Source organism: Microbacterium sp. CR_7, from assembly GCF_041954755.1.
GTDB lineage: Bacteria > Actinomycetota > Actinomycetes > Actinomycetales > Microbacteriaceae > Microbacterium.
This window is the reverse complement of sequence record NZ_JAVAYF010000002.1, coordinates 218,707-244,117: the sequence shown is the minus strand read 5'-3', so window position 1 is coordinate 244,117 and position 25,411 is coordinate 218,707. Positions and strand designations below refer to the sequence as shown.

At 70.0% G+C, this 25,411-nt stretch carries 20 protein-coding genes; 13 read left to right on the top strand and 7 right to left on the bottom strand.

Annotated features, from left to right (window positions below; all coding sequences use genetic code 11):
* Positions 1–110: 110 nt before the first annotated feature.
* Both RAC81_RS04360 and RAC81_RS04355 read left to right on the top strand, forming a co-directional pair.
* Positions 111–536 (top strand): YciI family protein, encoded by a 426-nt coding sequence (locus tag RAC81_RS04360; protein ID WP_375081187.1) that lies wholly within the window; start codon positions 111–113, stop codon positions 534–536.
* Between the two features lies 1 nt (position 537).
* Positions 538–1,830: an RNA polymerase sigma factor gene (locus RAC81_RS04355; protein ID WP_375081186.1), complete on the top strand. Its 1,293-nt coding sequence runs from the start codon at positions 538–540 to the stop codon at positions 1,828–1,830.
* A 67-nt stretch (positions 1,831–1,897) separates the two neighbouring features.
* Here the strand turns inward: RAC81_RS04355 and RAC81_RS04350 are convergent, their stop codons facing one another.
* Positions 1,898–2,170 carry a GlsB/YeaQ/YmgE family stress response membrane protein gene (locus tag RAC81_RS04350; RefSeq protein ID WP_050721623.1) on the bottom strand — a complete coding sequence of 91 codons (273 nt, stop codon included), beginning with the start codon at positions 2,168–2,170 and terminating at the stop codon, positions 1,898–1,900.
* Between the two features lie 158 nt (positions 2,171–2,328).
* The gene (locus RAC81_RS04345; RefSeq protein WP_341935210.1) at positions 2,329–3,258 is read right to left on the bottom strand and encodes a Bax inhibitor-1/YccA family protein; all 930 of its coding nucleotides are present in this window, start codon (positions 3,256–3,258) and stop codon (positions 2,329–2,331) included.
* Between the two features lie 87 nt (positions 3,259–3,345).
* Here RAC81_RS04345 and RAC81_RS04340 point away from each other — a divergent pair, with 87 nt between their 5' ends.
* From RAC81_RS04340 to ligD, 5 genes are all read left to right on the top strand, one after another.
* Positions 3,346–4,332: a glycerophosphodiester phosphodiesterase family protein gene (locus RAC81_RS04340; RefSeq protein ID WP_375081185.1), complete on the top strand. Its 987-nt coding sequence runs from the start codon at positions 3,346–3,348 to the stop codon at positions 4,330–4,332.
* A gap of 159 nt (positions 4,333–4,491) precedes the next feature.
* A complete protein-coding gene (locus RAC81_RS04335; RefSeq protein ID WP_375081184.1) occupies positions 4,492–7,575 on the top strand; it encodes a lamin tail domain-containing protein in 3,084 nt (1,027 codons plus the stop codon).
* A gap of 101 nt (positions 7,576–7,676) precedes the next feature.
* The gene (locus tag RAC81_RS04330; RefSeq protein ID WP_375081183.1) at positions 7,677–10,127 is read left to right on the top strand and encodes an ATP-dependent helicase; all 2,451 of its coding nucleotides are present in this window, start codon (positions 7,677–7,679) and stop codon (positions 10,125–10,127) included.
* Between the two features lie 26 nt (positions 10,128–10,153).
* On the top strand, positions 10,154–11,419 hold the full coding sequence (locus RAC81_RS04325) for an SseB family protein (RefSeq protein WP_375081182.1): 1,266 nt from the start codon (positions 10,154–10,156) through the stop codon (positions 11,417–11,419).
* A gap of 123 nt (positions 11,420–11,542) precedes the next feature.
* On the top strand, positions 11,543–12,595 hold the full coding sequence (gene ligD, locus RAC81_RS04320; RefSeq protein WP_375081181.1) for a non-homologous end-joining DNA ligase: 1,053 nt from the start codon (positions 11,543–11,545) through the stop codon (positions 12,593–12,595).
* 24 nt (positions 12,596–12,619) lie between these two features.
* Here ligD and RAC81_RS04315 read toward each other — a convergent pair whose 3' ends face one another.
* Together RAC81_RS04315 and RAC81_RS04310 are read right to left on the bottom strand one after the other, a co-directional pair.
* A complete protein-coding gene (locus RAC81_RS04315; protein WP_375081180.1) occupies positions 12,620–13,663 on the bottom strand; it encodes an ATP-dependent DNA ligase in 1,044 nt (347 codons plus the stop codon).
* A 59-nt stretch (positions 13,664–13,722) separates the two neighbouring features.
* Positions 13,723–15,171, bottom strand: a complete 1,449-nt coding sequence (locus RAC81_RS04310) for a phytoene desaturase family protein (protein WP_375081179.1) — start codon at positions 15,169–15,171, stop codon at positions 13,723–13,725.
* 41 nt (positions 15,172–15,212) lie between these two features.
* Between RAC81_RS04310 and RAC81_RS04305 the strand changes: the two genes are divergently transcribed.
* Positions 15,213–15,698, top strand: coding sequence for a hypothetical protein (locus RAC81_RS04305; protein WP_375081178.1), 486 nt, complete (start codon positions 15,213–15,215; stop codon positions 15,696–15,698).
* 24 nt (positions 15,699–15,722) lie between these two features.
* Here the strand turns inward: RAC81_RS04305 and RAC81_RS04300 are convergent, their stop codons facing one another.
* The gene (locus RAC81_RS04300; protein WP_375081177.1) at positions 15,723–16,958 is read right to left on the bottom strand and encodes an acyl-CoA dehydrogenase family protein; all 1,236 of its coding nucleotides are present in this window, start codon (positions 16,956–16,958) and stop codon (positions 15,723–15,725) included.
* 96 nt (positions 16,959–17,054) lie between these two features.
* A complete protein-coding gene (locus RAC81_RS04295) occupies positions 17,055–17,717 on the bottom strand; it encodes a TetR/AcrR family transcriptional regulator (protein WP_251586204.1) in 663 nt (220 codons plus the stop codon).
* Between the two features lie 142 nt (positions 17,718–17,859).
* Between RAC81_RS04295 and sucC the strand changes: the two genes are divergently transcribed.
* Complete coding sequence (gene sucC / locus RAC81_RS04290) at positions 17,860–19,026, top strand: ADP-forming succinate--CoA ligase subunit beta (protein WP_096714262.1); 1,167 nt, start codon at positions 17,860–17,862, stop codon at positions 19,024–19,026.
* A gap of 18 nt (positions 19,027–19,044) precedes the next feature.
* On the top strand, positions 19,045–19,947 hold the full coding sequence (sucD, locus tag RAC81_RS04285) for a succinate--CoA ligase subunit alpha (protein ID WP_375081176.1): 903 nt from the start codon (positions 19,045–19,047) through the stop codon (positions 19,945–19,947).
* A 133-nt stretch (positions 19,948–20,080) separates the two neighbouring features.
* On the opposite strand, the gene RAC81_RS04280 is transcribed toward sucD, so the two are convergent.
* On the bottom strand, positions 20,081–21,538 hold the full coding sequence (locus tag RAC81_RS04280; protein ID WP_375081175.1) for an NCS2 family permease: 1,458 nt from the start codon (positions 21,536–21,538) through the stop codon (positions 20,081–20,083).
* Between the two features lie 91 nt (positions 21,539–21,629).
* Here RAC81_RS04280 and RAC81_RS04275 point away from each other — a divergent pair, with 91 nt between their 5' ends.
* From RAC81_RS04275 to purH, 3 genes are read left to right on the top strand one after another with little or no spacing between them, the layout of a single operon-like run.
* Positions 21,630–23,039 carry a DUF6350 family protein gene (locus RAC81_RS04275; protein ID WP_375081174.1) on the top strand — a complete coding sequence of 470 codons (1,410 nt, stop codon included), beginning with the start codon at positions 21,630–21,632 and terminating at the stop codon, positions 23,037–23,039.
* A 43-nt stretch (positions 23,040–23,082) separates the two neighbouring features.
* Positions 23,083–23,664 carry a phosphoribosylglycinamide formyltransferase gene (gene purN / locus RAC81_RS04270; protein ID WP_375081173.1) on the top strand — a complete coding sequence of 194 codons (582 nt, stop codon included), beginning with the start codon at positions 23,083–23,085 and terminating at the stop codon, positions 23,662–23,664.
* A 53-nt stretch (positions 23,665–23,717) separates the two neighbouring features.
* A complete protein-coding gene (gene purH / locus RAC81_RS04265; protein ID WP_375081172.1) occupies positions 23,718–25,325 on the top strand; it encodes a bifunctional phosphoribosylaminoimidazolecarboxamide formyltransferase/IMP cyclohydrolase in 1,608 nt (535 codons plus the stop codon).
* The last annotated feature ends 86 nt before the right edge of the window (positions 25,326–25,411 follow it).

Sequence of the window (25,411 nt, the reverse complement as noted above, 5' to 3'; positions counted from 1 at the left end):
CCGCGAAAAAAGTTCGAGAAAATCCGGGAGCGATGTCGATCTGCGACGTTCCCGTTCGACGTCTTCAATGAGAGGGTCGAATCGCGGCCCCACCCACAGAGGAGAACACCATGAAGTACATGCTCATCATGCGCGCGACCGACGAGGCCGTCGAGGCGTACAAGGAGATGCCGTTCGAGCAGGTCATCGAAGCCATGGGGAAGTACAACGAGTCGATGATCAAGGCCGGCGTGCTCGCCGCAGGCGAAGGTCTCACGGATGCCGCCGAGGGCTTCGTGGTCGACTTCAGCGCCGAGACCCCGCTCATCACCGACGGCCCCTACGGCGAGACCAAGGAGCTGTTCAACGGCTTCTGGATCCTCGAGGTGTCCAGCCGCGAGGAGGCGGCCGAGTGGGCCAGTCGTGCCCCACTCACGCCCGGCAACTTCCTCGAGGTGCGCCGGGTGACCGACGCCTCAGACTTCCCCGCCGACAACGAGTGGATCGAGAAGGAAGAGGGCTGGCGGCAGGAGCAGGCGCAGCGCGCCCAGCAGTGACATGACCGACCCGCACGACAGCGCGACGGCGCGCACCGCCCCCGACGGGGATGCAGCGGAGCGCGCCGTCGCCGCCGTGTGGCGCATCGAGTCGGCGAAGATCGTCGCCACGCTCACACGCCTGGTCGGCGACTTCGGTCTCGCCGAGGACCTCGCCCAGGAGGCCCTGGTGGATGCGCTGCGACAGTGGCCGCGTGACGGCGTGCCGCGCAACGGCGCGGCCTGGCTCACCGCGGTCGCGAAGCGCAAGGCCGTCGACGGGTGGCGGCGCAGGGAGCGCCTCGACGACCGGATCGCGGTCATCGCGCACGACCTCGAGCGCGAGCAGGATGAGGCGGCCGACGCGGTGCCCTGGGACCCGGATGCGGTCGACGACGACGTGCTGCGCCTGATCTTCATCTCGTGCCACCCGGTGCTGTCGCGGGAGGCGCAGGTGGCTCTCACGCTGCGCGTCGTCGGCGGCCTGTCGAGCGAGGAGATCGCCCGCGCGTTCCTCGTGCCGACCGCCACCGTGCAGCAGCGCATCGTGCGGGCGAAGAAGACCCTCGCGGCGGCGGGCGTGCCGTTCGAGGTGCCGCCGCGCGAAGAGCATGCCGCGCGTCTCGGGGCGATCCTCGGCGTCCTCTACCTCATCTTCAACGAGGGCCACTCGGCGTCGAGCGGCTCCGACTGGATGCGTCCCGAGCTCAGCATCGAGGCGATCCGTCTCGCGCGAGTGCTGGCAGCGCTCATGCCCGGGGAGCGTGACGTGCACAGCCTGCTCGCCCTGATGGAGCTCACGGCCGCGCGTTTTCCCGCCCGGGTCGACAGGAACGGCGATCCGGTGCTGCTCGCCGAGCAGGACCGCGGCCGCTGGGACCGAGGCCGCATCGCACGGGGTCGAGCGGCCCTCGCGGAGGCGGACGCGCGCGGCACCGGGCGCGGCGCCTACGGACTGCAGGCGGCGATCGCGGAATGCCATGCCGTGGCGCCGTCGGTCGAGGAGACCGATTGGGATCGCATCGTGCTGCTCTACGAGGCGCTCGGGCGCATCGCGCCGTCGCCCGTGGTCGAGCTCAACCGGGCGGCGGCCGTCGCGATGGCCACGGGGCCGGCATCGGCCCTGCGCATCATCGACGAGCTCTCGGCATCCGGAGCCCTGCGCGGGTATCACCTGCTGCCGGCGACGAGAGGGGAGCTGCTCTTGCGACTGGGACGGGATGCGGAAGCGCGCAGCGAGTTCGCCACGGCCGCCGCCCTCGCAGGCAACGATCGAGAGCGTGCGCTGCTGGAGGCGAAGGCGTCGGGAGCCTGAACACACGAGAACCCCCTCGGATGATCCGAGGGGGTTCTCTGCGGTCTCGCCGCTGATGCAGCTGGTGTCAGGCGCGCGACTTGCTTCCGCGGCCGACGATGAGGCCGTAGATCAGCAGCACGATGATCGAGCCGCCGATGGCGAGGAGCCACGTGCCCAGGTCCCAGAACTCCGTGAGCGGACGGTTCAGGATCAGGCTGCCGAGCCAGCCGCCGAGCAGGGCACCCACGACGCCGAGCAGAAGGGTCACGAACCAGCCCCCGCCCTGCTTGCCCGGAAGGATCAGCTTGGCGATGGCTCCGGCGATGAGGCCGAGAAGAAGAAAGCCGAGAAAACTCATGGTCAGCTCCTATAAATCGGGAGCCCCGGGGTGCCGGGGCTTCGTGTTAACCAGCGTGCCGTTGCTGAGAAATCGCTGCAACCCCTTGCGTTTCCCGCCCCGGGTATGGCAAAAGGCCCGCCTCCGTGAGGAGACGGGCCTCTCGTGGAGCGCTGCGGTCAGTTGTTGCCGCGGACGATCGCGATGATGCGCAGGATCTCCACGTACAGCCAGACGACCGTGACCATGATGCCGAAGGCGCCGAGCCAGCCGTACTTACGGGGAGCGCCGTTGCGCACGCCCTGCTGGATCTGGTCGAAGTCGAGCACCAGCGAGTACGCCGCCATGATGACGACGAGGACGCCGATGATGACACCGAGCGGGATGCCGAGGATCTCGACCTTGCTCAGCAGGCCGAACGCCGCGCCTTCGCCCAGCACGCCGGTCCAGGTCAGGATGACGTTGATGAGCGAGAAGACGAGGTAGCCCACCAGCGCGATCATGAAGATCTTCGTCGCCTTCTTCGTCGCGCGGATCTTGCCGCTCGCGAAGAGCGCGAGGGTCACGCCGACGACCGAGACCGTCGCGAGCGTCGCCTGGAAGACGATGCCGGGGTACAGGACCTCGAAGAACGCCGAGATCCCTCCGATGAAGAGACCCTCGAACGCCGCGTAGGCGAAGATCAGCGCGGGACGGACCTTCTTGCGCGAGGTGAACGAGATCACCATGGCGAGAACGAAGCCGCCGAGCGCGCCGACGATCCACGGCAGCATGTTCGGCTGGAACTGGTCGTACGGGTTCTGCACCGGTGCGCTGACGCCGCCGAGGGTCACGAACCAGCCGACGGCCGCCGTGACGAGGAGGATCGCGAAGAGACCGGCGGTCTTCCAGACCGTGTCCTCGACCGACATGCGGTCGGTCTCGATGGCGCCGGCCGGCGGAGCGGCGTACATGCCCTCCAGCTGCGCGTTCGCGGCGGCATCCATCGTCCCGTGCTGGAACGAGGCGGCCTGCGCACCCTGAGCGCCCTGCGGAGCCCCGGGGTAGGTCGCGACGTTCCGCGGATCCTGCTGCTGGAACGCCGGGTTGTTGAAAGCGAAATTGCTCATGGTGGGCCTCACTCCAAAGGGGTTGTAGGTCGCTTTCCTCCACGATACCCGCCCTGGCGTGTCGCGCGCGTGTTCTACGCTGAGAGCGTGCCCAGGAATTCCCCCCTCGTCATCGGGCATCGCGGTGCCCCCGGCTATCGACCCGAGCACACGCGGTCCTCGTACGAGCTCGCGCTCGCGATGGGGGTGGATGCCGTCGAACCCGACGTCGTGGCCACGAAGGACGGCGTGCTCGTCGTCCGTCACGAGAACGAGATCTCCGGGACGACGGACGTGGCGCAGCATCCGGAGTTCGCGGATCGCAAGACGACCAAGCGCATCGACGGCGAAGCCCTGACCGGCTGGTTCACCGAGGACTTCACGTGGGATGAGCTGTCGACGCTGCGCAGCCGCGAGCGGCTCTCGGAGGTGCGCCCGTCGAGCGCGAGCTTCGACGGCGCCCAGCCGATCCTGCGTCTCGTCGACGTGCTCGACATCGTGCGCGAGGGGTCCATCGAGCACGGGCGCGAGATCGGCGTGGTGCTCGAGGTGAAGCATGCCACGTACTTCACGAGCATCGGGATGCCGCTCGCACCCGTCATCGCCGCGGAACTGCGCGCCGCAGGCTGGGGCGAGGGCGAGCTGCCGCTCATCGTCGAGTCGTTCGAGTCGACCGTTCTGGGTGAGCTGCGCGACCTCGGCATCCCCGCGTCGTACGTGTACCTGATCGAGGCGGACGGGCGGCCGTACGATCTGGCGGTCGCCCAGGGGTCCCGCGCCCTGACCTACGCGCAGACCGTGTCTCCGCGAGGACTGGACGCGCTGGTCGGATCGGTCGACGGCATCAGCGTCGACAAGAAGATGCTGCTCGCGAAGGGCAATACGATCGTGGCCGACGCACACGCCAGGGGCCTGCGGGTCTTCACCTGGACATGCCGACCGGAGAACCGCTTCCTCGCCAAGGAGTTCCGCGGCGCGGGCGGCAAGGAAGCCTTCGGCGACTACGAGGCGGAGTGGGCCGTCATCGCGGGCACGGGCGTCGACGGCGTCTTCGTCGACCACGCCGACCTCGGGGTGGCGTTCTTCCGCGGCTGAGGGGCTCGGAGCGGGCCTGGGCGTACACGACGGGAGAGGCTCGGGTGTCGCGCGCAATGGCAACCTCGCGTTCACCCTCCGTGCACCAGGAGGATGCCGTGCGGCAAACCGCGCTCGGTGGTCTGGGGTGACACCCGTCTGCATCCCTTCAGGAGACCCATGTCCCGCCTGCGTTCCGCGGCGGCGATCACCATGGTCGGCGCGCTCGGCGCCGCCGCACTGCTCGCCGTCCCCCTGTCCGCCACCGGTGCCGAAGCCGGCATCCGCATCAACGAGGTCGAGTCCGACGGGGGAGTCCCCGGCGACTGGATCGAGTTCCTGAACACGTCGGGGACCGAGGTCGATCTCGGCGGCTTCGTCGTCAAGGACAACAGCGACGCGAACTCCTACACGTTCCCCGCGGGCACCGTCGTCGCATCCGGTGCCTACCTCGTGATCGACCAGCTGGACTCCGGCTCGGGCGCCGGGCAGTTCGACTTCGGGCTCGGCAAGGACGACCAGGTGCGCCTGTTCGATCCGCTCGGCGCGACCGTCGACGAGACCGCCTGGACCGGGCACGCCGCATCGACGTGGGGCGCGCACGATGTCGACGGCGCCGTCGAGTGGGCGGTCACCGCCGAGCCCACCAAGGGAGCCGTGAACGTCTTCCCGTCGAACGAACCCGTCAGCGGATCCATCGTCATCAACGAGGTCGACTCGCAGCCGGCCGACTGGGTGGAGTTCTACAACCCGGGCGACGAGGCGCTCGACATCTCGGGGTACGAGATCCGCGACAACTCCGACGATCATCGGTGGCAGTTCCTTCCCGGCACGACGATCGGAGCCGGCGAGTTCCTCGTCGTCGACGAGGCGTCCGTCGGCATCGTGGGCGGCGTCGAGGCGCCGTTCCGCGAGCCGATCGGCATCGGCAGCGCCGACCGCATCCGTCTGTTCGACGCGACGGGCGCCATGATCGACGACACGCTGCCGTGGACGGGCCACGCCGCGATCGACGGCGACGTCGCGGCGGCCACCTTCGCGCGCTGCCCCGACGGCAAGGGAGTCTTCGCCCTCGCCTATGTAACCCAGGGCGCCCCGAACTCCTGCGTGGTGCCCGACGTGGTGATCAACGAGATCGAGTCGAACGGCGACACGACCGACTGGGTGGAGGTGCTCAACACGGGCAGCACGCCCGTCGACCTGTCGGGCTGGACCGTCATGGACAACGATCCCGTCGGTCACGCGGGCGAGGCCACGCCGTTGCCTGCGGGCACCGTGCTCGCGCCGGGCGCGTACTTCGTGTTCGACCAGCCGACGAACTTCGTCTTCGGTCTGGGCAACGGCGACACCGCGACCCTCCGCGACGCGAACGGCAACACGGTCGACGAGCACGTCTACGCGGCGCATGCAGCCGGAGTGCTGGCGCGTTGTGCCGACGGCACCGGCGACTTCGTCGACATCGCCGTATCCACGAAGGGGCTGCGCAACGCCTGCGGCAATCCCGTGCGCATCAACGAGGTCGAGTCGGACGGCGGATCGCCCGATGACTGGATCGAGCTCGTGAACCCGACGGATGCCGCGCTCGACGTGTCGGGCATCGTCGTGAAGGACGACGACGACGCGCACTCCTACGCCGTCCCGGCGGGGACGACGATCGCGGCGGGTGGCTACCTCGTGATCGAGCGCGCCCAGCTCGGATTCGGACTCGGTGACGGAGACGCCGTGCGCGTCTTCGACGGCGATCTGCTGGTGGACTCCACCACGTGGGGCGTCGGCCACGCGGCCACCACCTGGGGTCGGTGCCCCGACGCGACCGGACCCTTCGCGGTCACCGCGAAGAGCACCAAGGGCGAGGCGAACGTGTGCGCGGGTGAGATCGCGGTCTCGCCGTGGCCGGGCTCGGCCGAGGTACGCGTGCTCGACACCGCACCCACGTTCCTCGAGGACAGCTCCGGCCTCGACGTCCAGGAGACGGCCGACGGGACGTTCCTCTGGGCCGTCGACAACGGCGAGGGCCGCATCTGGAAGCTCGATGCGCACGCGGACGGGTCGTTCTCGGCGATCTCCGGCTGGGAGGCGGGCAAGCGCGTCCGATTCCAGAAGGATGCCGCGAACCCCTCGGCCGCCGGCCCTGACACCGAGGGGATCACGGTCGACGGCGACGGGTTCGTGTACGTCGCCTCGGAGCGCGACAACAACGCGAAGGGCGTGAACCTCAACACCATCCTCAAGGTCGACCCCGATGCGGCAGCCGGCGACCTCGTCGCGCAGCAGGAGTGGGATCTCACATCGCAGCTGCCCGCGGTGGGAGCGAACCTCGGCATGGAAGCGGTCCAGTGGGTGCCGGACTCGGCGCTCACCGGGAAGCTGTTCGATCAGAACACGGGTGCGGCCTACGACCCTGCCGACTACTCGGGCCATGGTGGCGGGCTGTTCTTCGTCGCGGTCGAGGACAACGGACACGTGTACGCGTTCGCGCTGAACGGCGACGGGTCGGCCACTCTCGTCTCCGAGATCGCGCCGGGACTGGCCGGGGTCATGGCTCTGGACTACGACAGCGTGCTCGGCGTCCTGTGGGCGGTGTGCGACGACGGATGCGGCGGACGCTCCGCCCAGATCACGCTGAACGGCACGGACGCGCCGGGGATCGCTCACTTCGCTCGTCCTGCGGGCATGCCCGACATCAACAACGAGGGCTTCGCCACGGCACCGGCCTCGCTCGCGGTGAACGGACAGCGCCCCGTGTGGTGGTTCGCGGACGGCTTCGCCTCCGAAGCCCTGCGGGCGGGCACCCTGCCGGCTCCGGCGAACCCCGGCGGCGAGAATCCGGGTGGCGGGAATCCCGGCGTCGAGGCACCGCCCCTGCCGGGCACTGCGCTGACGGATGACAACCGCAACGGCGTGACGGTGAACCCGAGCACGGCCGCGCGCGGCGCGACCGTCACCGTGACTCTCGGCGGCGATCACGCGGGGGAGCGGATCGCGGTCTGGATGTACTCCGACCCGGTGCTCCTCGCGAGCGGCACGGCGTCGGCGGCAGGGGCCTTCTCGGTCACGATTCCGACGGATGCCGCGCTGGGCGCTCACCGGATCGCGGTGTACTCCGACTCCGGCGCACTGATCGGCTGGGCCGACATCCGCATCACGGCCACGGGAGCACTCGCGGTGACGGGCGCGGAGGTGCCGACGCTCGGCATCCTGTTCGCGATCGCGCTCCTCGGAGCGGGCGCAGTGGCCGTGCGGCGCCGTCGTCGATCGATCTGAGGTGCGCGAGGCGGGCGGGGTGCGAACGGACCCGCCCGCCGCGCGCGCGCCGGACGACCCCGGGTCCCGGTGTCGGTGGCGACGCCTAGACTCGTAAGGCCATGACCGAAGCCCCCCTCATCGTTCCCGGATCCGTCGGCCCGCGCTCCACCGGGGAGCAGGGTCAGGACGACCTCCTCGCCGGCCTCAACCCCCAGCAGCTCGAGGCCGTCACCTACCGAGGCCCCGCGCTGCTCATCGTCGCGGGCGCAGGTTCCGGCAAGACCAGCGTGCTCACCCGACGCATCGCCTCGCTGCTGCGATCGCGCGAGGCGTGGCCGAGCCAGATCCTCGCGATCACGTTCACGAACAAGGCCGCCGGCGAGATGCGCGAGCGGGTCGAGGGCATCGTCGGCGAGGCCGCCCGCGGCATGTGGATCTCGACCTTCCATTCCGCGTGCGTCCGAATCCTCCGCCGTGAGGCGCAGCAGTTCGGCTTCACAAAGTCGTTCACGATCTACGACTCTGGCGACTCGCGCGCCCTCATCAAGCGCCTGGTCAAGGAACACGAGGCCGACGCCTACGGTCTGACCCCCGCGTCGGTGCAGGGGCGCATCTCGAAGCTCAAGAACGAGCTGTCGGATGCCGAGGCGTACGCGCGCCAGGCGAACATGAGCGACCCCGCCGAACGCATCTTCGTCGAGCTCTTCACCGACTACCAGCGGCAGCTGCAGAGGGCGAACGCGTTCGACTTCGACGACCTCATCGGCCAGACCGTGTATCTGTTCCGCGCCTTCCCGCAGGTGGCGGACACATACCGTCGGCGCTTCCGTCATGTGCTCGTCGACGAGTACCAGGACACCAACCACGCGCAGTACGCGCTCATCCACGAGCTGACGCGTCCGGTCTCCGGGGACGCCCCCGACCCGTATGCCTCGAACGGCATGATGATCTTCGAGCCCGAGACGACCCCCGAGCTCGAGGGCGCGTCGCTGACGGTGGTCGGCGACTCCGACCAGTCGATCTACGCCTTCCGCGGCGCCGACATCCGCAACATCAGCGAGTTCGAGCGCGACTTCCCCGGAGCCAAGGTGGTGCTGCTCGAGCAGAACTACCGGTCGACGCAGAACATCCTCTCCGCGGCGAACTCGGTCATCGGCAACAACTTCGACCGCAAGGACAAGAAGCTCTGGAGCGACAAGGGCGACGGCGACAAGATCATCGGCTTCACGGGCTACTCGCAGCACGACGAGGCCCAGTTCGTCGCCGATGAGATCGAGGCGCTGCGCCGCGCCGGCATGCCCTACTCCGAGATCGCGGTGTTCTACCGCACGAACTCGCAGTCGCGAGCGCTGGAGGAGATCTTCATCCGCTCGGCCGTGCCGTACAAGATCATGGGCGGCACGAAGTTCTACGAGCGCGCCGAGATCAAGGACGCGCTGGCTTACCTCGTGGCGGTCGCGAACCCCGCCGACGAGATGGCGGTCCGTCGCATCCTCAACAAGCCGCGCCGAGGCATCGGCGACGTGACCGAGACGGCGATCGCCCGGTTCGCCGAGGATCACGACATCACGTTCCGGCAGGCGCTGTCGGTGCCCGGTCAGCTCGGGGTGGGGCCGAAGATCCAGGCGGCCATCGCGCAGCTCGACGCGACGCTCGCGGAGGCGACCGAGATCATGCTCCCCGCTTCGGGGGAGGTGCCGCCGCCGACCTCTGTCGCCGACGGCCTCAGCGTGCTGCTGTCGAAGAGCGGGTACCTCGACGCGCTGCGCGCGAGCCGCGACCCTCAGGACGAGGCGCGGGTCGAGAACCTCGACGAGTTCGTCGCGGTCGCGAGGGACTTCGCGCGCAACAACCCCGAGGGCACGATCGTCGACTTCCTCACCGAGGTGGCGTTGGTTTCGGATGCCGACGACCTCGACGACGAGTCGGGCACCGTGTCGCTCATGACGATGCACACCGCGAAGGGGCTCGAATACGACGCGGTGTTCGTGACGGGAGTCGAGGAGGACCTCATCCCGCACCGCATCTCGGCGGGCGAGCCGGGCGGGCCGCAGGAGGAGCGCCGTCTCTTCTACGTGGGCATCACGCGCGCGCGCAAGCGCCTGCACCTGTCGCTCGCCATGACGCGCGCCCAGTTCGGCGAGGTCTCGGTCGCGATGCCGAGCCGGTTCCTGCAGGAGATCCCCGCCGGACTCATCGACTGGAGGCAGTCGCCCGGCGACGTCAACTCCCGCGGCGGCACGCAGTCGCGCGCTCTGAACGCTCGACGAGGCGGCGGCGGGTTCGGCGGATCGGGCGACCGCTTCGGTGTGAAGCCGCTGCCCGGCAGCGACTCGCTGAAGCCCCTGTCGACCGCGATGGACAAGTTCCCGAACCGTGTCACGGCGAAGATGCGCGACAACGGCGACCTCGAGCTGGCGGCGGGCGACCGCATCCGCCACTCCGACTTCGGTGAGGGACGAGTGGATGCCGTCACGGGCGAGGGCGCGAAGCGGATCGCGCATGTGCGCTTCGACTCCGCAGGGCAGAAGAAGCTGCTGATCAAGGTCGCGCCGATCGAGAAGATCTGACGGGATCGCGGGTTAGGCTGGCTGATATGGCCCTGTTCTCCCGCCGCAAGAAGTCCGCTGACGACGTCGTCGCCGACCAGACCGAGGCAGACGCGACCGCGCCCATCGACGAGATCGGCGGGACCGCGTTGCAGTCGGGCGACACCGCGACGGTCGATCCGCAGAGCGCCACCGGCACCGCATCCGATTCGGCAACCGCCTCCGGATCGACCACCGCGACCGGCGCCGAGGAGGCGGCTCCTGGTCCGACGGAAGCGCCCGCCGAAGAGGTAGCCCCTGCCGTCGGGATCTCGGTCCAGGCCTTCCGCGGGGTCGGCGCGCAGGCCGGTCCCGAGGTCTCGTTGCCCGACCCGAACGTCGCGCCTTCCGCTTCGACTCCGGCGTCCACGGCCCCCGTCGCCCCCACTTTCGGGGGAGCCCCGGCTCAGCCGCCGACCGACGCGCAGCGCGAACGCCGGCTGCCGCTCGCGCCCGCCCTCCCGCCGGAGCAGACCGAGACCGTCGCCGGCATGAAGGACAACGTCCTGCTCCGTGAGGCCCTGGCGCAGATCGAGCAGGGTGCCACGAACGAGCAGCTCCTCGGCTTGCTGCGCCAGGCGCTGCAGGCGCACCTGTACATCCGGGTGAACGGCGATGCGCGCGCGCAGATCAGCGAGGGCAAGCCGCTCTCGGTCGCTGTCGTGCGCGATGGCGACCGGCAGTTCATGCTCGCGTTCAGCTCCGCAGGCGCCGTGCGCGACTCCGTGCAGCTCGAGCAGGACCCCACGGCGACCTCGGCCGTCGCCCAGCCGGTCACCTCGGTGCTGCAGCAGGTCGTCGCAGGCGATTTCGCCGGGCTCATCGTCGACAACGCCTCGGCGCCGCACCGCGTCGTCTTCCCCACCGAACTGCTCGAGAAGGCGCTCGAACAGGCCGACGTCGAGATGACGGTCAAGTCGCTGCTCGCCCAGCCCCGGGAGCAGGACACAGCGGCGAAGCTCGCTCAGGCGCTCGCCACCAAGCGGATGTGGGTGGCCGTGAACGACGGCACCGGCACCGGCCAGCCCGGTATCGCGGAGGCGCAGACGGCCGACGGCAAGCGGTTCCTGCAGCTGTTCTCGCACCCCCTCGAGGTGCTGGCGCTCGGTCGAGGCGATCGTCCGCTGCCGTTCGACCCCGAGCAGCTGGCCAAGCTCTTCGCCGGCCACCCGGAGATGGCGGGTGTGATCCTCGACCCTGCGGGGCCGACGCTGCTCATCGAGCGCGACGCCCTCGCGCCGGTGCTGGTGCTCGCGGTGGACCTCGGCGACTGACGCACGACCCGAGCGACTGACGCGCCACCCGGGCGACCGACGCGCGATCCGGCGGATGACGCTCGGCGCACGTCGCCGTGCGCGGGGGTTCCGCGCGTCTCGCTCGCGCCCTAGGGTCGGAGCATGGCCTCCGAACGCGTGACCCTGACCGTCGTCGATCCGGATGGAGAGCGCGAGGTCGCGCTGTCGAGCCCGAACCGCGTCGTCTGGCCGGAGGTCGGCATCACCAAGGCGGAACTGGCCGAGTACTTCCAGCTCGCGAGTGTGCCGTTCCTCGCGGCCAACGGCAACCGCCCCGTCTCACTGGAGCGGTTCCGCGACGGCGTCGGCAGCGAGGGCTTCTTCTCGAAGAACCCGCCGAAGGGCACGCCTGACTTCGTCGACGCGGTGACGCTGACGTACAACAGCGGGCGACGGCATCCGCAGATCGTGCTGAACCGACGGAGCGCGATCGTGTGGGCCGCTCAGATGAACACGATCGTCTTCCACCCGTGGGCGTCGCTCGCGACCGACCCCGACAACCCGATCGAGTTGCGCATCGACCTCGATCCCCAGCCGGGCACGGATTTCGCGGATGCCGTGACCGCCGCCCACGAGCTGCGGACGGTGCTGCGCGAGGCCGGTCTGGAGGCGTTCGCGAAGACGAGCGGCAACCGCGGCCTCCACGTCTTCGCGCCGATCGAGCCGACGCACGAGTTCCTCGACGTGCGGCACGCGGTGATCGCGGCCGGACGTGAGCTCGAGCGTCGGATGCCGGAGCAGGTGACCACGAACTGGTGGAAGGAGGAGCGCGGTCAGCGGATCTTCGTGGACTTCAACCAGGCGAACCGGGATCGCACGATGGCGGGCGCCTACAGCCCGCGCGCTCTGCCGAAGGCGACGGTGTCGACGCCGGTGCACTGGGATGAGCTGGACGATCTCGATCCGTCGCAGTTCACCGTGCGCAGCATCCCGAAGCGGCTCGACGAGATCGGCGACCCGTGGGCCGAGAAGCAGACGTCCCCGGGGCGCATCGACACGCTGCTCGAGTGGTGGGAGCGCGACAAGGCCGACGGACTCGGCGAGCTGCCTTTCCCTCCGGAGTTCCCGAAGATGCCGGGCGAGCCGCCGCGTGTGCAGCCGAGCAAGAAGGTCGCCGCGAACTGGGACGAGAACGGCGAGCCGACCGGGGAGTGAAGCGGAGGCTCCGGATGCCGCGCGTCAGCCGATCACGTCGGCGAGGTCGTATCCGGCGACGGTGTCGAGCTGGTCGTAGGTGCAGGAGCGCGCGTCGCGGTCGGGCCGCCAGCGATCGAACTGCACGGTGTGCCGGAACCGGTCGCCTTCGAGCTGGTCGTATCGCACCTCGAGCACCCGCTCCGGGCGCAGCCGCACGAACGACACGTCCTTCGACCCGCTGAACCGCGAGCGCTCGCTCTCACCCGTCACGGCGGCGCCGTCCTCGTCGCGTTCGACCAGGGGAGCGAGCTCGTCGACGAGCTCCTGCCGTCGCTTGTCGCTCCACGCGGCGACGCCGCCGACCTGGCGCAGCCGTCCGTCGGCGTCGTACAGCCCGACCAGCAGCGACCCGACCCCGCTGCCCGATTTGTGGATGCGGTAGCCCAGCGCCACGACGTCGGCCGTCCGCGCGTGCTTGACCTTGATGAGCGTGCGCTTGCCCGGCGCGTAGGGCTGGTCCAGCGGCTTCGCGACGACGCCGTCGAGTCCCGCACCTTCGAACTCGGCGAGCCAGCGGACGGCCGCGTCGCGGTCGGTGGTGGTGCGGGTGATGTGCAGTGGATGCTCGACCGCCGCCATCAGCGCTTCGAGGCGCTCTCGTCGCTCGCGGAAGGGCGTCTGCAGCAGGTCGTCGTCGCCCTCGGCGAGCAGGTCGAAGGCGATGAACATCGCGGGGGTCTCCGCCGCCAGCTTCGCGACGCGTGACGCGGCCGGATGGATGCGCTGGCTCAGCGCCTCCCAGTCGAGGCGCTGCGAGCCCTCGCGGCCGCTGGCGACGACGATCTCGCCGTCGAGCAGGCACGGACCCGGGAGCAGGTCCGGGATCGCTTCGACGAGCTCCGGAAAGTAGCGGGTGAGCGGCTTCGCGCCCCGAGATCCGATCTCGACCGTCTCGCCGTCCCACGCGATCAGGCCGCGGAAACCGTCCCACTTCGGCTCGAACAGCAACCCGCCGCTCGTCTTCGCCGGGTCGGGGACGGATGCCGCCGCCTTGGCGAGCATGGGGGCGGGGATGTCGTAGCGCATGCACCCATCCTGGCCCGGGATGGGCGGGCGCAGAAGGGGGTGGACGGCGAGCGGAGACGTCAGAACAGGTCGGCGAGCGTGGCCCGCTCACCCGCGTCCGCGAGCGCTGTGCGCGCGGCGTGCCACCCGGCCATGCCGTTGACGCCGGGACCGGGCGGGGTCGACGACGAGGCGAGGTACACGCCGCGCATCGGAGTGCGCCACGGCGCGACGCTCAGCACCGGACGCCGGATGGCCTGGGGGATCGTGAATGCGCCGCCGAGGATGTCACCGCCGATCTCGGCGGGGTTCACCGCCTCCCGCGCCGAAGCCGGAACCGAATGATGCGCGAGGATGCGGTCGCGGAACCCGGGGGCGAAGCGCTCGACCTGCCGCGTGATGAGCTCGGTCGCATCGAGGTCGGAGTTCGCCGGCACGTGGATGTACGCCCACAGCACGGCCTTGCCCTCGGGGGCGCGGGTCGGGTCGAAGACCGACGGCTGCACGGTGAGCACGTACGGACGGTCGCTGACCCGGCCACGCGCGACGGCGTTCTCGCTTGCGGCGACCTCGGCCCTCGTGCCGCCGAGGTGCACGGTGGGCGCCTGGGCGACGTCGGGGTTGGTCCAGGGGATGGGGCCGTCGAGCGCGAAGTCGACTTTGGCCGCAGCCGCGCCGTAGCGGTAGCCCTGGATCGCGCGGGCGTATCGGCTCGGGATCTCGGGATGGGTGAGCAGCAGGCGCGGCGACGTGTTGAGCAGCAGCAGGTCGCCGGCATCCGGATCGCCCCAGTCGAGATCGCCGAGATCGGTGACGTGGACGCCCGACTCGATCGTGCCGCCGTGCGCCTCGATGTCGGCGACCATGGTGTCGGCGATGCGCTGGGCACCGCCGCGCGGGTACATCCAGCCGCCGGCGTGCCCTGCGGCAGCGAGCAGCAGCCCCGCCGCGGAGGCGGCGAGCGACGGCATCCGCGCCGGCGCGTGCGCGAGCACGCCGGAGATGAGACCGGCGGCCTCATCGGTCCGGAACGAGAGGCGGGCGAACGGCGTGCCCTGGTCGATCATCCGCAGGCCGAAGCGCAGCGCGGTGAGCGGCTCCCGGGGGATGCGCAGCATCTGGTTGCCGGTGAAGTCGACGACGCCCTCGATGTGCCGACTCAACGGGCGCAGCAGCGCCAGCCAAGCCTTGCCGTCGACGCCCAGGCTTGCCGCGGTCTTCTCGATGTCGCGCCAGGCGACGCCCGCGCGGCCGCCGTCGAGCGGGTGCGCGTACGAGATGTCCGGCACGATCCAGTCGATGCGGTCCGCGAGCCCGAACGCCTGGAAGAACGGCGACGACAGTGCGGCGGGGTGCACGGCGGAGCAGATGTCGTGCACGAACCCGGGCAGCGTCGTCTCGGCGCTGCGGACGCCGCCGCCGATCGTGTCCGCGGCTTCGAGCACGCGCACCTCGTAGCCGGCTCGGGCGAGGGAGACCCCCGCCGCGAGGCCGTTCGGGCCGGATCCGATGATCGTCGCGCGAACCATGCCGCCAGTCTTCCACGTCAGGACGTGAGATCCTGGAGGAGATGAACGAAGTCCAGGGCCCGACCCCCACCGGCACCTCCCGTCCGTACCGATCGCTCCGCGAGGCGCTCCGCGCCCACCGCATCGCCGAAGAGAACCACGAGTTCATCACGGCGATCATGGATGCCGTCGGCATCTCCTCCTACATCGACCGCGGCCGGTACATCGAGGCGATCCGTCGCGGCGAGGGTGCGAGCCTGCACATCGGGAAGACCTACACCAACGGCTTCGCCGAGGACGAGCTCGTCGTCGTCGGGTCGACGCCGCTGCGCCTGCGGGCGAGCGAGGGTCGCGCGCCGTACTTCTACGTCACGCACCCGAGCGAGTTCCGCCCGATGGCCCCGGTCAAGGCGAAGCGGTCCTCGACACCTCGAGCGGCCGCCGCACCCCGCGTCGCGGCGACGCCCAAGCCGGTCGAGCGCGACTACGGCGTCTGCGACGTGTGCTTCATGGTGAAGACGCCGGCCGGCGGCTGCGGCTGCGACTGACCGGCCCCCGCGTCACGCGAGCGCTCAGGCGAACGCGCTCTTCCCGGTGATGTCACGCCCGAGCAGCAGGGCCTGCACGCTCTCTGTGCCCTCGTAGGTGTGGATGGCCTCGATGTCGGCCATGTGCTGCATGACGCCGTACTCGAGCAGGATGCCGTTGCCGCCGAGCAGGTCGCGTGCGGTCGCCGCCACGCGCCGCGCCGCGCGGGTGTTGTGGAACTTGGCGAGCGACGCCTGGGTGGGCCGCAGCTGTCCCGCGGTCTCGAGGTCGGCGAGGCGACGGCAGTACAGCTGCATCGCCGTGAGGTCTTCCAGCATGTGGGTGAGTCGTTCCTGCACCATCTGGAACCCGGCGATGGGCTTGCCGAACTGGACCCGCGTCTTGGCGTAGGCGAGGGCGGCCTCGTAGCAGGCGGTCGCGTGTCCGAGGGCCGACCACGCGACACCGGAGCGCGTCGCGTAGAGGACGGTCGAGGCATCCTTGAAGCTCTTCGTGCCCGGCAGCACCGCGTCGAGCGGCACCCGCACGTCGTCGAGGCGGATGTGCGCCTGGTGGATGGCCCGCAGCGACGCCTTGCCGCGGATCGCGGTGCCCGTGTATCCGGGGGTCTCCTGCTCCACGAGGAAGCAGCGCACGGCCCCGTGCTCCGCGGCGGTCTCGTCGTCGACGCGCGCCCAGACGAACGTGATGCCGCCGGAGGCGCCGTTGCCGATCCACTTCTTCGCTCCGCGGATGACCCACTCCTCGCCGTCGCGCCGGGCGACCGTCTCGAGCGACACCGAGTCGGAGCCGTGGTCGGGCTCGGTGAGGGCGAAGGAGCCGAGGACCGAGCCGTCGGCGAGCGCCGTCAGCCAGTGCTCCTGCTGGGCGGGCGACCCGAACAGGGCGAGGGTGCGCAGGGCGAGACCGCCCTGCACGGCGAGCACGGTGCCGAGCGACCCGTCGCCTCGCGAGATCTCCATGTTGACGAGGCCGGCGGCGAGCGGCGAGAGGTGCGTGAGGGACGGGTGCTCGATCCCGTCGACGACGAGGTCCATCTCACCCATGCGGCGGGCGGCGTCGAGGGGGTACTCGGCCCGGTCCCAGGCATCCGCCATCTGCGGTCCGACCTCGTCGATGTAGGCCTTGGCGCGGTCCCACGCCGCGCGGTCGGCCTCGGGGATGTCGGCGAACACCGCGTAGTAGTCGCTGTCCTGCCGGGCGGTGATGTCGTACGAGGCGATCCGCTCGCCGGGGACGGGGGAGGCTTCGGTGCTCATGGGGACTCCTTCGTGGACCTGAGTATCGTACTCCTCGGTACTCGGTTTCACGAAGGCGGGCGTGCGAAGCACCGCTCGGTGCGTGGAGCCGACGGGTCAGTCGAGCTGCGACCGCAGGCGGCGCGTGATCTCCGCGACCGGCATCGACCGGGGGAACACGGCGACCACGACGTCGTCGGGCGCGCCGGTCTCGGCCTCGGCGGGCACGCCGTAACGCCGACGCACGTCGGCGAGGGCGGTCTGCAGCGTCGACAGCGGCACCTTCTTCTTGCCGCGGAGCAGCTGCCGAAGCACGTGGTTGTGCACCGCGGTGACGAGGGCGGCGAAGCCGACGGCATCCAGTGGATCGACTCCGGGCAGCGCGGTGCGCAGGTAGTCGTCGAAGAGGCGCTCGTAGCGGAACACCGTGATGATCTCGCGCTCGCGCAGCACCGGCACCTGCCGCACCACCTGGTAGCGGCGGCGAGCCAGCTCGGGATCGCGCGCGAAATGCGCGAAGACCGACTCGGATGCCGCGCAGACGGCGCCCCACGGATCGTCGTGACCCTCGGCGAGGTACTCGCGGAGCTGGCCGAGCATGACCTCGTGGTCGGCGAACACGACGTCTTCCTTGCCGCCGAACTGGCGGAAGAACGTCGAGCGGGAGACACCGGCGGCCTTCGCGATCTGCTCGACGGAGGTCTGATCGAAGCCCTGGGCCTGGAAGAGCTCGAGTGCTGCGGCGACGACGGCGTCGCGCGAATCGGAGAAGTCTCGCATAGCGAAAGCCTAGAACCTCCGTGGCCTCGCGCCAGCGGTTCCCGCGCTCGGGGGCGCTCAGGCCGAGGTAGTAGGCTGGGGGACTGGTCGATGTCTCGACATCGAGAGAATTACCAGACAGCAGCCCAGTGAAGGAACCACAGTGGATCTGTACGAGTACCAGGCACGAGACGTTTTCGAGAAGTACGGAGTGCCGGTCCTCGCCGGCATCGTCGCGGACACCCCTGAGGAGGTGAGGGCGGCAGCCGAGAAGATCGGCGGAGTGGTCGTCGTCAAGGCTCAGGTGAAGACCGGCGGCCGTGGCAAGGCGGGCGGCGTCAAGGTCGCCAAGACCCCCGACGAGGCGTACGAGGCAGCCAAGGCCATCCTCGGTCTCGACATCAAGGGCCATGTGGTCAAGCGCGTCATGGTCGCGCAGGGTGCGCGCATCGCCGAGGAGTTCTACTTCTCGGTCCTGCTCGACCGCGCCAACCGCTCGTACCTCAGCCTCTGCTCGGTCGAGGGCGGCATGGAGATCGAGGAGCTCGCGGTCGAGCGACCCGAGGCCCTGGCCCGCGTCGAGGTCAACCCGCTGACGGGCATCGACAAGGAGAAGGCCGTCGAGATCGCCCGCGCGGCGAACTTCCCCGAGGACCTCGTCGAGAAGGTCTCCGACGTCTTCGTGAAGCTGTTCGACGTCTACAAGGGCGAGGACGCGACGCTCGTCGAGGTCAACCCGCTCGTCCGTACCGAGGAGGGCGACATCATCGCCCTCGACGGCAAGGTCACGCTCGACGACAACGCCTCCGAGATCCGTCACCCGGAGCACGAGGAGCTCGAGGACAAGGACGCCGCCGATCCGCTCGAGGCCAAGGCCAAGAAGTCGGGTCTCAACTACGTGAAGCTCGACGGCGAGGTCGGCATCATCGGCAACGGCGCCGGACTCGTCATGTCGACGCTCGACGTCGTCGCCTACGCCGGTGAGAACCACAACGGTGTCAAGCCCGCGAACTTCCTCGACATCGGCGGCGGCGCCTCGGCGGAGGTCATGGCCAACGGCCTCGATGTCATCCTCGGCGACCCGCAGGTCAAGAGCGTGTTCGTGAACGTCTTCGGCGGCATCACCGCCTGCGACGCCGTCGCGAACGGCATCAAGGGCGCCCTCGAGACCCTCGGCTCCGCGGCCTCCAAGCCGCTCGTCGTGCGCCTCGACGGCAACCGCGTCGAGGAGGGACGCGCGATCCTCGCCGAGTACGCGCACCCGCTCGTGACCCTGGCCGCCACCATGGACGAGGGCGCCGACAAGGCCGCCGAGCTCGCCAACGCCTGAGACTGAAGGACGAGAAGAATGTCGATCTACCTCAACAAGGACTCCAAGGTCATCGTCCAGGGCATCACCGGCGGTGAGGGAACCAAGCACACCGCACTGATGCTCAAGGCCGGCACCCAGGTCGTCGGCGGCGTGAACGCCCGCAAGGCCGGCACCACGGTCTCGCACACCGACAAGGACGGCGCGGCCGTCGAGCTGCCCGTGTTCGGCTCGGTCGCCGAGGCCATGAAGGAGACCGGCGCCGACGTGTCGATCGCGTTCGTGCCGGGCGCCTTCACCAAGGACGCGATGATCGAGGCCATCGACGCCGAGATCCCGCTGCTGGTCGTCATCACCGAGGGCGTCCCCGTGGGCGACTCGGCCGAGGCGTGGGCGTACGCCCAGAGCAAGGGCAACAAGACCCGCATCATCGGTCCGAACTGCCCCGGCATCATCACCCCCCGTGAGGCGCTCGTCGGCATCACCCCGGCGAACATCACCGGCAAGGGCCCGATCGGCCTCGTGTCGAAGTCGGGCACCCTGACGTACCAGATGATGTTCGAGCTGCGCGACCTCGGCTTCTCGACCGCCATCGGCATCGGCGGCGACCCGGTCATCGGCACCACCCACATCGACGCGCTCGCCGCGTTCGAGGCCGACCCCGAGACCAAGGCCATCGTCATGATCGGCGAGATCGGCGGCGACGCCGAGGAGCGTGCCGCCGACTACATCAAGGCGCACGTCACGAAGCCGGTCGTCGGCTACGTCGCGGGCTTCACGGCTCCCGAGGGCAAGACCATGGGCCACGCCGGCGCCATCGTCTCGGGTTCCGCCGGCACCGCGCAGGCGAAGAAGGAGGCCCTCGAGGCCGCCGGGGTCAAGGTCGGCAAGACGCCGTCCGAGACCGCAGCCCTGATGCGCGAGATCGTCGAGTCGCTCTGACGCGCTAAGCTGTACGAGAAGGCCCCGGGCTCCACCCCGGGGCCTTTCTCATGCTCGGGGCGCCCTTCCTCGGCATGCATAGACGAAGAGGGGCGGATGCCGCAGCATCCGCCCCTCTGGTGTCGTCGCGGGATCAGGCGACGCCGAACAGAGCCTCGATGGGTCCGCGGGCGAAGAACAGGACGAAGCCGACCGCGACGACCCACAGCAGCGGGCTGATGCGCTTCGCCTTGCCGGACAGCGCCTGCACGAGCACCCAGCTCACGAAGCCCGCTCCGATGCCGTTGGCGATCGAGTACGTCAGAGGCATCACGGTGACCGTGAGGAAGACCGGCAGCAGCACGCTGAAGTCGGTCAGGTCGATGTACTTGATCTGCGCCATCATCATCGCGCCGACGATCACGAGCGCTGCGGCGGCGATCTCGGTCGGCACGATCGACGTGAGCGGCGTGAGGAACATCGCCAGCAGGAACATCGCGCCCGTGATGACGTTCGCGAAGCCGGTGCGCGCGCCCTCGCCGATGCCGGCGCCGGACTCGATGAACACGGTGCTCGACGACGACGAGGTGCCGCCGCCGACGATCGCGCCGACGCCCTCGACGACCAGGGCCGACTTGATGCGGGGGAAGTCGCCCTTCTCGTCGGCCAGGTCCGCCTCCTTGGCGAGACCGGTCATGGTGCCCATGGCGTCGAAGAAGTTCGAGAACACGAGGGTGAAGACGATCATGACGATCGCGACCAGGCTGACCTTGCTCAGGTCGAACCCGAAGTCGACGGCGCCGACCAGGCTGAGGTCCGGCAGGCTGAACGGCGCACCCGAGAGGGAGGGCACGGTGAGGCCCCAGCCGCCGGCGTTGCCTTCGGCGGCGGCCCCCAGGTGCCAGATCGCCTCGACGATCACCGCGAGCACGGTGCCGGAGACGAGACCGATCAGCAGCCCGCCCTTGACCTTGCGGGCGACGAGGATGCCGGTGACGATCAGGGTCACGATGAAGAGCACCGTCGGCACGGTGGCGACGGATCCGCCGACGCCCAGGCCGACGGGCGGGGATGCAGAACCGGTCGCGGTGACGAAGCCGGAGTTCACGAAGCCGATGAAGGCGATGAACAGGCCGATGCCGACCGTGATCGCGATCTTGAGCTGGAACGGCACGGCGTCGAAGATCATCTTGCGCAGGCCGGTGACGGCGAGCAGCACGATCACGACGCCGTTGATCATCACGAGCGCCATGGCCTCGGGCCAGGTGACCTGGCCGACGACGGAGAACGCGACGAAGGCGTTGATGCCGAGTCCCGCGGCGAAACCGAACGGCAGGCGCGTGATGACGCCGAAGAGGATCGTCATAATGCCGGCGGTCAGGGCCGTGGCGGCGCCGACGGCGCTGAAGTCGAGCGAGTTCCCGTCGACGTCGGCGGAGCCGGACAGGATGATCGGGTTGAGGATCACGATGTAGGCCATGGTGACGAACGTCACCAGGCCGCCTCGGATCTCGGTGCCGAGGGTGGAACCGCGCTTGCTGATCTCGAAGAAGCGATCGAGCGCGTTCGCCGGTTCGGTCTCTGAGGTGGTGGGGGACGGGGCAGTTGACATCGGGGAACCTCCGGAGGAGACGATATCGTGTCCGCCGCCCCGCGCGCGCCCGCGGGCGACAGGCGGCATCTCGTCGTAGTCTCGAAACGTCATGCAACGCCTCCTCGTCGCGCTCCTCGCCGCTTTCGACGCCGCCATCGCGGCCGCGGTCGGGCTCGCCGCGCTACTGGCACCGCTCACCCTGCTCTGGACGCTGGCGTTCGGTGCGACGGCCGACTGGGGAGCGCTGTGGCCGCTCGCCGGCACTCTGTGGCAGTACGGCCACGGTGCTCCCGTCGATATCGAGATCGGCACGGAGGTACTGCGCGCGGCGGGCGTGGCCCCGGATGCCGCGGTCTTCACCCTGTCGGTGACACCGCTCGCCTTCCTGCTGTTCACGCTGCTCTTCGCCGCGCGCTCCGGTGCCCGCGCGGCCCGGGCGGGGGCGTGGGTGCTCGGCGTGGCCTCCGGCACCGTGACGATGGCGGTGATCGCCGCGGCGGTCGCGTTCACGGGCCGCCTCGCCGCCGCAGAGACGCCCTTGCTTCTCGCGATCGCGCTGCCTCCCGCGGTGTATCTCGTGGGAGCGCTCGTCGGCGCGGTGCGCGTCGCCTGGCAGGACGGCGACGGCAGCGTCGTCGACCGCGTGCACGACGTCGTGGACTCGTGGGGCGAGTGGGGTCCGGTGCCGGCATCCATCGCCCGTGGAGCGGCGTTCGCCGTCATGACGACCGCCGCGATCGCCGGACTCTCCCTCGCGATCCTCACGCTCGTCCGGGGAGGCGAGGTCGTCGCCCTGTTCCAGGCGACACGGGTCGACGCTCTCGGCGCCACGGTGATCACCCTCGGCCAGCTCGCCTACCTGCCCACCATGCTCGTGTGGGCGACGTCGTGGATCGCCGGCCCCGGATTCTCGGTGGGCGTGGGCTCGGCCGTCTCACCCGCCGGAACGCAGCTCGGAGTCGTGCCGGGCATTCCCGTCTTCGGGCTGCTCCCCGAGCACACCACGATCTGGATGCTGATCGTCGTGCTGCTCCCGATCGGCGCCGGCGCGTTCGCCGGATGGGCCGTCCGCTCGCGACTCGTGTGGGAGGGTACCCCGCTCCGCACCGCCCCTCGTGCGGTCATCGCGGTCGGCACGGGCGCCGTCACGGCGATCATCGCGGCGCTCGCCGCGGTCCTCGCCTCCGGGTCGATCGGGCCGGGCCGCCTGGCGGAGGCCGGACCCGCGCCGCTTCCGTTCGCGCTCGCGCTCGGCGGCGAGGTGATGCTGGGTGCGGCGATCCTGCTGCTGTCCCCCCGCCACCGCGACGAGGTCGCCGAGGAGCGCACCGATCGGTGGGTGGCCGCGATGGCGGCATCCGACATCTCCTCCGACGAGGGGGTCGCGATCTCGTGGGACGACCCCGACCGTCGGTCCTGGGAGGATCCGAACCGCTCGTCGTGGACCGACCCAGAGCCCTCCGGCGACGCGCCAGGATTCCGCCTGCCGCGCCGCGATCCCGACGATCCGCTCGCCTGACTCGCGGTCGGGGGCGGTGCGAGGCCCCGGGTAGACTGGGCGCGTGCTCACGGTCGCCGTTCTCATCTCGGGCACCGGCTCGAATCTTCGTGCCCTTCTCGAGGCCGCTCGTGACCCCGATTTCCCCGCACGGGTCGTCGTCGTCGGCGCCGATCGGCAGGCCGACGGTCTCGCGCACGCCGAGGAGTTCGGCATCCCCAGCTTCACCGTGCCGTGGCACGAGCACGAGAGCAGGGAGGCCTGGGGGAAGGAGCTGGGGAACCAGCTCGCCGTCTGGAAGCCCGACCTCGTGGTGCTGAGCGGTCTCATGCGTCTGCTGCCGCACGACCTGGTCGCCGCGTACTCGCCGCGACTCATCAACACGCACCCCGCATATCTGCCCGAGTTCCCCGGAGCCCACGGCGTGCGCGATGCACTGGCCGCGGGAGTCTCCGAGACCGGCGCGAGCGTCATCGTCGTCGACGACGGCGTCGACACCGGCCCCATCCTCGCCCAGGAGCGCGTGCCCGTGCTCGACGGCGACAGCGAGCACACCCTGCACGAGCGCATCAAGCCCGTCGAGCGGCGCCTGCTCATCGACGTGGTGCGCCGCATCGCGACCGGTGAGTTGTCGCTCACCTCCTGAACCCCATCACGCACGACCTCTCGTACCACGACCTCTCGCAGAAGGAGCACTTCATGGCCGGCCCCCGCCACGACCACTCGCTGTACCGCGACCGCGACACCGTCCGGATCCGCCGTGCACTCGTCTCGGTGAGCGACAAGACCGACCTGCTCGTGCTCGCGAAGGCGCTCGCCGACGCTGGCGTCGAGATCGTGTCGACCGGCTCGACCGCCGCCGCGATCCGCGACGCGGGTTTCGACGTGACCGACGTCGCTGCGGTGACGGGCGTCGCCGAGATGCTCGACGGCCGCGTGAAGACCCTGCACCCGAAGGTGCACGGCGCCGTGCTCGCTGATCTGCGCCTCGAGGACCACGAGCGTCAGCTCGCCGAGCTCGGCATCGAGCCCTTCGAGCTCGTGGTCGTCAACCTGTACCCGTTCGTCGAGACCGTCGCCTCGGGTGCCGAGGGCGACGACGTCGTCGAGCAGATCGACATCGGCGGTCCGGCGATGGTGCGCGCGGCGGCGAAGAACCACGCGAACGTCGCGATCGTCGTCTCGCCGCAGTCCTACCCCGGCATCATCAGCGCCATCGAGGCGGGGGGCACGGGGCTCACCCAGCGGCGCGAGCTCGCTGCGCGCGCCTTCGCCCACACGGCGGCCTACGACACCGCCGTCGCCTCGTGGTTCGCGGAGGGCACGCTGAACGACGGCGACGACCTGCCCGCGCACCTCACGATCCAGGCGGAGCGCCTCGCGACCCTCCGCTACGGCGAGAACTCGCATCAGCGCGGCGCGATCTACACGCGATCGGGCGGCCATGGCATCGCCCAGGCGACGCAGCTGCAGGGCAAGGAGATGTCGTACAACAACTACGTCGATGCGGATGCCGCGCTGCGCGCCGCATACGACATGGTGAAGCCGGCCGTGGCGATCATCAAGCACGCCAACCCGTGCGGCATCGCGACGACCGCCCCGAACGCCCTCGACCCGATCGCCAGTGCCCACCTGCGCGCCCACGAGTGCGACCCGGTCTCGGCCTACGGCGGTGTGATCGCCGCGAACGGCACCGTGACCCTGAAGATGGCGGAGAACCTCAAGGACATCTTCACCGAGGTGATCGTGGCGCCGTCGTTCGAGCCGGCCGCGCTGGAGGTCTTCAAGGCCAAGAAGAACCTGCGTCTGCTGCAGCTGCCCGCGGACTGGCAGCAGGAGCGGATGGACGTGCGCCTCGTCTCGGGCGGACTGCTGCTGCAGGACGCCGACCGCTTCCCCGACGACATCGGCTCGGTCGCGAAGAACTGGGAGCTCGTGTCCGGCGAGCGTCCGAGCGAGGAGGAGATGGAGAACCTCATCTTCGCGTGGAAGGCGTGCCGTGCGGTGAAGTCGAACGCGATCGTGCTCGCGAAGGACAATGCGACGGTCGGCGTCGGCATGGGCCAGGTCAACCGGGTGGACTCCTGCCGTCTCGCCGTCGAGCGCGCCGGTGACCGTGCGGCCGGCTCGGTCGCGGCATCCGATGCCTTCTTCCCCTTCGCCGACGGCCCCCAGGTGCTCATCGACGCCGGCATCACGGCGATCGTCCAGCCGGGTGGATCGGTGCGCGACGAGGAGGTCGTCGACGCCGCGCGCAAGGCCGGCGTGACGATGTTCTTCACCGGGGAGCGTCACTTCTTCCACTGACACTCGGGATCTCTTCGCCGAGACCCCACATCCGCGCCGAGACCCCCTTCTGCCTACGTCGGCGGGAGGGGGTCTCGGCGCGAGTG

Coding starts and splice junctions, on each gene's coding strand:
- RAC81_RS04360 (WP_375081187.1), top strand. CDS start 111: ATGAAGTACATGCTCATCATGCGCGCGACCGACGAGGCCGTCGAGGCG.
- RAC81_RS04355 (WP_375081186.1), top strand. CDS start 538: ATGACCGACCCGCACGACAGCGCGACGGCGCGCACCGCCCCCGACGGG.
- RAC81_RS04350 (WP_050721623.1), bottom strand. CDS start 2,170: ATGAGTTTTCTCGGCTTTCTTCTTCTCGGCCTCATCGCCGGAGCCATC.
- RAC81_RS04345 (WP_341935210.1), bottom strand. CDS start 3,258: ATGAGCAATTTCGCTTTCAACAACCCGGCGTTCCAGCAGCAGGATCCG.
- RAC81_RS04335 (WP_375081184.1), top strand. CDS start 4,492: ATGTCCCGCCTGCGTTCCGCGGCGGCGATCACCATGGTCGGCGCGCTC.
- RAC81_RS04330 (WP_375081183.1), top strand. CDS start 7,677: ATGACCGAAGCCCCCCTCATCGTTCCCGGATCCGTCGGCCCGCGCTCC.
- RAC81_RS04325 (WP_375081182.1), top strand. CDS start 10,154: ATGGCCCTGTTCTCCCGCCGCAAGAAGTCCGCTGACGACGTCGTCGCC.
- ligD (WP_375081181.1), top strand. CDS start 11,543: ATGGCCTCCGAACGCGTGACCCTGACCGTCGTCGATCCGGATGGAGAG.
- RAC81_RS04315 (WP_375081180.1), bottom strand. CDS start 13,663: ATGCGCTACGACATCCCCGCCCCCATGCTCGCCAAGGCGGCGGCATCC.
- RAC81_RS04310 (WP_375081179.1), bottom strand. CDS start 15,171: ATGGTTCGCGCGACGATCATCGGATCCGGCCCGAACGGCCTCGCGGCG.
- RAC81_RS04305 (WP_375081178.1), top strand. CDS start 15,213: ATGAACGAAGTCCAGGGCCCGACCCCCACCGGCACCTCCCGTCCGTAC.
- RAC81_RS04300 (WP_375081177.1), bottom strand. CDS start 16,958: ATGAGCACCGAAGCCTCCCCCGTCCCCGGCGAGCGGATCGCCTCGTAC.
- RAC81_RS04295 (WP_251586204.1), bottom strand. CDS start 17,717: ATGCGAGACTTCTCCGATTCGCGCGACGCCGTCGTCGCCGCAGCACTC.
- sucD (WP_375081176.1), top strand. CDS start 19,045: ATGTCGATCTACCTCAACAAGGACTCCAAGGTCATCGTCCAGGGCATC.
- RAC81_RS04280 (WP_375081175.1), bottom strand. CDS start 21,538: ATGTCAACTGCCCCGTCCCCCACCACCTCAGAGACCGAACCGGCGAAC.
- RAC81_RS04275 (WP_375081174.1), top strand. CDS start 21,630: ATGCAACGCCTCCTCGTCGCGCTCCTCGCCGCTTTCGACGCCGCCATC.
- purH (WP_375081172.1), top strand. CDS start 23,718: ATGGCCGGCCCCCGCCACGACCACTCGCTGTACCGCGACCGCGACACC.